Annotated in this window: 4 protein-coding genes and 4 tRNA genes; 7 read left to right on the forward strand and 1 reads right to left on the reverse strand. The window is 38.4% G+C overall.

Features of this window, described 5'->3' with window-relative positions; translation table 11 throughout:
• Positions 1–48: 48 nt before the first annotated feature.
• The 7 genes from AB3329_RS11530 to AB3329_RS11560 all read left to right on the forward strand — a co-directional run bounded on the left by AB3329_RS11530 (position 49) and on the right by AB3329_RS11560 (position 3,344).
• Positions 49–121: transfer RNA gene (locus AB3329_RS11530), tRNA-Phe, on the forward strand.
• Positions 122–128: 7 nt separating this feature from the next.
• A tRNA-Gly gene (locus AB3329_RS11535) sits at positions 129–199 on the forward strand.
• Between the two features lie 30 nt (positions 200–229).
• Positions 230–303, forward strand: a tRNA-Ile gene (locus AB3329_RS11540).
• Between the two features lie 16 nt (positions 304–319).
• Positions 320–407: transfer RNA gene (locus AB3329_RS11545), tRNA-Ser, on the forward strand.
• Positions 408–489: 82 nt separating this feature from the next.
• Positions 490–1,317: a rod shape-determining protein MreC gene (gene mreC / locus AB3329_RS11550; RefSeq protein ID WP_368396303.1), complete on the forward strand. Its 828-nt coding sequence runs from the start codon at positions 490–492 to the stop codon at positions 1,315–1,317.
• Positions 1,314–1,820, forward strand: a complete 507-nt coding sequence (gene mreD, locus AB3329_RS11555) for a rod shape-determining protein MreD (protein WP_368396305.1) — start codon at positions 1,314–1,316, stop codon at positions 1,818–1,820. Before mreC ends, mreD begins: the two co-directional genes overlap by 4 nt.
• Before the next feature lie 99 nt (positions 1,821–1,919).
• Positions 1,920–3,344, forward strand: coding sequence for a PcsB-like coiled-coil domain-containing protein (locus AB3329_RS11560; protein ID WP_368396306.1), 1,425 nt, complete (start codon positions 1,920–1,922; stop codon positions 3,342–3,344).
• Between the two features lie 289 nt (positions 3,345–3,633).
• Here the strand turns inward: AB3329_RS11560 and AB3329_RS11565 are convergent, their stop codons facing one another.
• Complete coding sequence (locus AB3329_RS11565) at positions 3,634–4,266, reverse strand: CPBP family intramembrane glutamic endopeptidase (RefSeq protein WP_368396307.1); 633 nt, start codon at positions 4,264–4,266, stop codon at positions 3,634–3,636.
• Between the last annotated feature and the right edge of the window lie 155 nt (positions 4,267–4,421).

Consider the following 4,421-nt stretch of genomic DNA (forward strand, 5'->3'; position numbering starts at 1 on the left):
CGAAGGTCGCAGGTTCAAATCCTGCTCCCGCAATTGGGTATTCTTTTTGGCTCGGTAGCTCAGTTGGTAGAGCAATGGATTGAAGCTCCATGTGTCGGCGGTTCGATTCCGTCCCGCGCCATGATTATGCGGGTGTAGTTTAGTGGTAAAACTACAGCCTTCCAAGCTGTTGTCGCGAGTTCGATTCTCGTCACCCGCTTTTTATGATTTTGGTCCCCAAGTTTTTCTTGGGCGCGTAGCTCAGCTGGTTAGAGCGCACGCCTGATAAGCGTGAGGTCGGTGGTTCAAGTCCACTCGTGCCCATTATATAGTTGTAGATGGAGAATTACTCAAGAGGCTGAAGAGGACGGTTTGCTAAATCGTTAGGTCGGGTAACCGGCGCAAGGGTTCGAATCCCTTATTCTCCGTACTGTTTTAAACGAGATTATCTTTATGATATCTCGTTTTATTTATTTTTTGAGCTTGGTAAGGGATTGTTTGAGGGTTAGAATGAAAAAGTTGCGGTTGTCTCGATTTATTCTTTTTTGTGTAGTTAGTGTGCTTATTTTTTTTACATTTCTTTTCTTTATTTTGAGGAATTCTTCGGTTATTTCTGCAATTGCTAAGCCTGTCAATTCAGTGGTTTCAAGGGTTGATTATGTTATTGCTATACCTTTTCGGTATGTTAATGCTTTGGGTGAAAATATTTCTTCCCTACTGGACACTTATTCTGAAAATGAAGCTTTAAAAAAACGGATAGACGAGCTGACAGATCAGCAAAAGCTTGTTGATGATTTGACAGAAGAAAACGCTGAATTAAAGAAAGTATTAGAGAATGCGAATGATCTTCCGTCAGCATCTGTTTCAGCTCAAGTAATTGTCCGCAGCCCAGTTTCCTGGTATGATTCTCTGACTATAAATGCTGGGAAAAAATCCGGTGTGGAAAACGGCATGCTGGTTGCTGCTGAAAACGGCCTCATCGGGAAAGTGGCCAGTACAAGTCAGACAACAGCAAGTATTAATCTATTTTCCAGCGGCTCAAACCTAGACATTCCTGTAAAAATTTCAACTTCAAGCGGCAATGTCTATGGCATACTCATGTCCTATGACTCTGAGGAAAATTTATTCTTAGTCTCCGAGTTAAATTCTTCGGAAAAAATTGATACAGGCAGTCAAGTTGCTACTAGTGGATTAGATGGTAAAACGACAGCTAACATATCAGTTGGAACTGTCGGTGAAGTTGAGGACGCTAAAGACAGCTTAAACAGAAAACTTTATATTATTCCAGCAGCAGACTTTTCTGATATAGCATATGTAACTGTTGTAGGTGAAAAATGATATCTTGGGTAAAAAATAAATATTGTTTAGTCTTCTTGATTTTTATATTATTACTGGTAGACGGCCAATTTTCCTATTTGCTTAATTCACTCTTTAACTATTATGTTATTATATCCAGCCAGCTTTTTCTGGCTGCTCTGCTCTTTACTTGTCATAATAACAGTTCAGCATTTATTTTTTTTGAGTCAACCGTTATCGGACTGCTGTTTGATTTTTATTATCTTAATCATATTGGTGTTGTCACACTTGTTTTGCCATTTCTCACTTTTTTCATAGGCAAGTTGGACAGCAGACAGATGACTGGGTTTTTCAGCAATTTAGTAATTTATCTGATTTTTATTTTCTTTTTTAATATTTTAAGCTATTTTCTTTCCTTTTTGTATGGTTTTACAGATGTCTCTTTGTCATTTTTCATTACTTATAACCTTGCTCCGACTTTGGTATTTAATATTCTTGTCTTTTTTGTATGTCAAAAACCCTTGCGAAAATTGTTTTTAGATTAAATTAAAATTTAAACATAATTGTAACAATCGCGTAATATAAACCGTCTGTTTTTTTGGTACAATAATAAAGTCTTATCAAAAAGGAGTAGTTATTTAAATATGAAGAAAAGAATTTTATCTGCAGTTCTTGTCAGCGGTGTAACTTTAGGGACAGCTGCTACCCAAGTAAATGCTGAAGACTATGATTCACAGATAGCAGCACAGGATGCCGTCATCAGCAATCTTACAGCTGAACAAGCAGAAACGCAAAGTAAAGTCAGTGCCCTTCAGACAGAGGTCAGCACACTTCAAAGTCAGCAGGCTGAATTAGAAGCGCAAAATGCTGAGCTTGAGGCACAATCACAAACTTTAAACGAAGAAATTCAAACACTTTCAAGTAAAATTGTTGCTCGCAATGAAGCATTAAGAAAGCAAGCACGCAGTGCACAAAAAGGTAACAGCGTGACAAGCTATATTAATACTGTTCTTAATTCAAAATCTATTTCAGATGCAATCAATCGTGTGGTTGCTATCCGTGAAGTAGTTTCTGCAAATGAAAAGATGGTAGAACAGCAAGAAGCGGATAAAGCAGAATTAGAAGCTAAGCAAATTGAAAATCAAGAAGCTATTAATACTGTTGCAGCCAACAAGGCTGTTATCGAAGAGAACTCTGCTTCTTTAGCTACTCAGCAAGCTCAATTAGAAGCTGCTCAGTTAGATTTGGCTTCTCAATTGGCAACAGCTGAAGGCGAAAAAGCTTCTCTTGAAGCAGAAAAAGTTGCTGCTGAACAAGCTGCTGCTGAGGCTGCTGCTGCACAAGCTGCCGCTGAAGCACAAGCTGCTGCTGAAGCCCAAGCGCAAGCAGAATCTGTTGCTGCTGCACAGCAAGCAATCGAAAATGCTACTGCTACTACTGACACAGTGACAGAAACAACTGATTCTACAGAATCACTTGCTTCATCAGAAGTAACCTCAGAAACAGTTAGTGAAACTGTAGTTGCTGAATCAGAAACTACTGAAACAGCTGAAGCTGTTGAGGCACCTGCAGAAACAGTATCAGAAACAGAAGCTGTTCAATCAGAAGAAGCTGCAGCTCCTCAATCTGAAGCACCTGCTGCTGAAGCAGCTCCTGCAGAAGAACAAGCACAACCTGCTGAAAGCGCGACATCAAGCTCAAATGCTGCTACAGCTGCTGCAAATGCATCTTCAGCTAATACATATCCTGTTGGACAATGTACTTGGGGAGCTAAATCTTTGGCAAGCTGGGTAGGTAACTATTGGGGCAATGCTAACCAATGGATTTCCAGTGCACAGGCAGCCGGCTTCTCAGTTGGTACAACACCAGTTGCTGGTGCAGTTGCTGTATGGCCGAATGATGGTGGCGGCTATGGTCACGTTGCTGTAGTTGTTTCAGCATCAGGAACAAATTCTATCCAAGTTATGGAATCTAACTATGCTGGTAATTCAAGTATCGGTAACTACCGTGGAAGCTTTGATCCTACTGCTTCAACATGGGGTGGATCTGTATACTATATTTACCCATAAACTTATAATTAACATTAAGACAAGGTGTTTCGCCTTGTCTTTTTTGTTTAGAACCAAGAACTGGTCAGCATAAATAAAGATAAAACACTTATACTCTTTTTGACTGAACTCAATAAATTATAAGATTTGCGCTAAGCTTGATCTGCATAAGAAATAACAATCTATCTTTCTTGCTTTGAATACTAAAAAACGAGAACAAATCTTATTCTCGCTTGAGTTAAAAATTTTTTAATCTTGGTCTTCAAATCTGGTCTGACAGTATTTTTATTGTAGCATCGCTTAGATTTGGTTATAAGAGAAGAGGTATTATACCGATAAGGTTGTTTAGAAAATGAATCATAAAAGCGTGTTCTATTTTTCTGGTGCGTTTGTAAACCAATCCTAATATTAAGCCCATACCGCCGTAAATAATCCAACTGCCAATATTTGTCGGAAAATGCAAAAGACCAAATAAGAAGCTGCTTACAATGATACCGACATAAGAGAAGTGAAAAGTTTTATTTAGAAGCAATCCGCGAAAAACGATTTCTTCTACAATTGGGGCTACAATACCGATTATAGTAAATAATAATAGAGGATTTGTGGAAAGTTCCTCCAAAGCCGATTGGTTAGCTGTAGAATTACCACCATTTTCAATGGTTAGAACAATACCGCCTACTATTTGTACCGAGAACAAAATTAGAAGCCCTATAATGGCGATTTTCCAGCTTCGCCACTGTCTTAAGACAGCTTGCGAGCTGATAATATTCAAATGTTTACCAAGTTTTACTGTTCCAAAACTAATAAGTAAAAAAAGAAAGATCAGAAGTCCTGCTTGCCACAGGGGTTGTTTGGGTTTCAGAAAAAATGTGGGTGCTTGTTCAACACAAATTAACCCAAGTGCTAATAAGACATATTTCATATCTTGTATTTTTTTCATCATTCTACTCCTCGTAAAATAAGTTTATGGGGATTTTCAATCCCAAGTGTTAACAATTTTATAGCTTGACTATTGCAAGGTTTTCCAGAACAATAGAGTCATGGAATGGACTCATGGTTGTTTCTTTCTCTCCTTGTTGCTTAGACTTCATTTTAAAG

This window comes from Streptococcus huangxiaojuni (genome assembly GCF_040930515.1).
GTDB lineage: Bacteria > Bacillota > Bacilli > Lactobacillales > Streptococcaceae > Streptococcus > Streptococcus huangxiaojuni.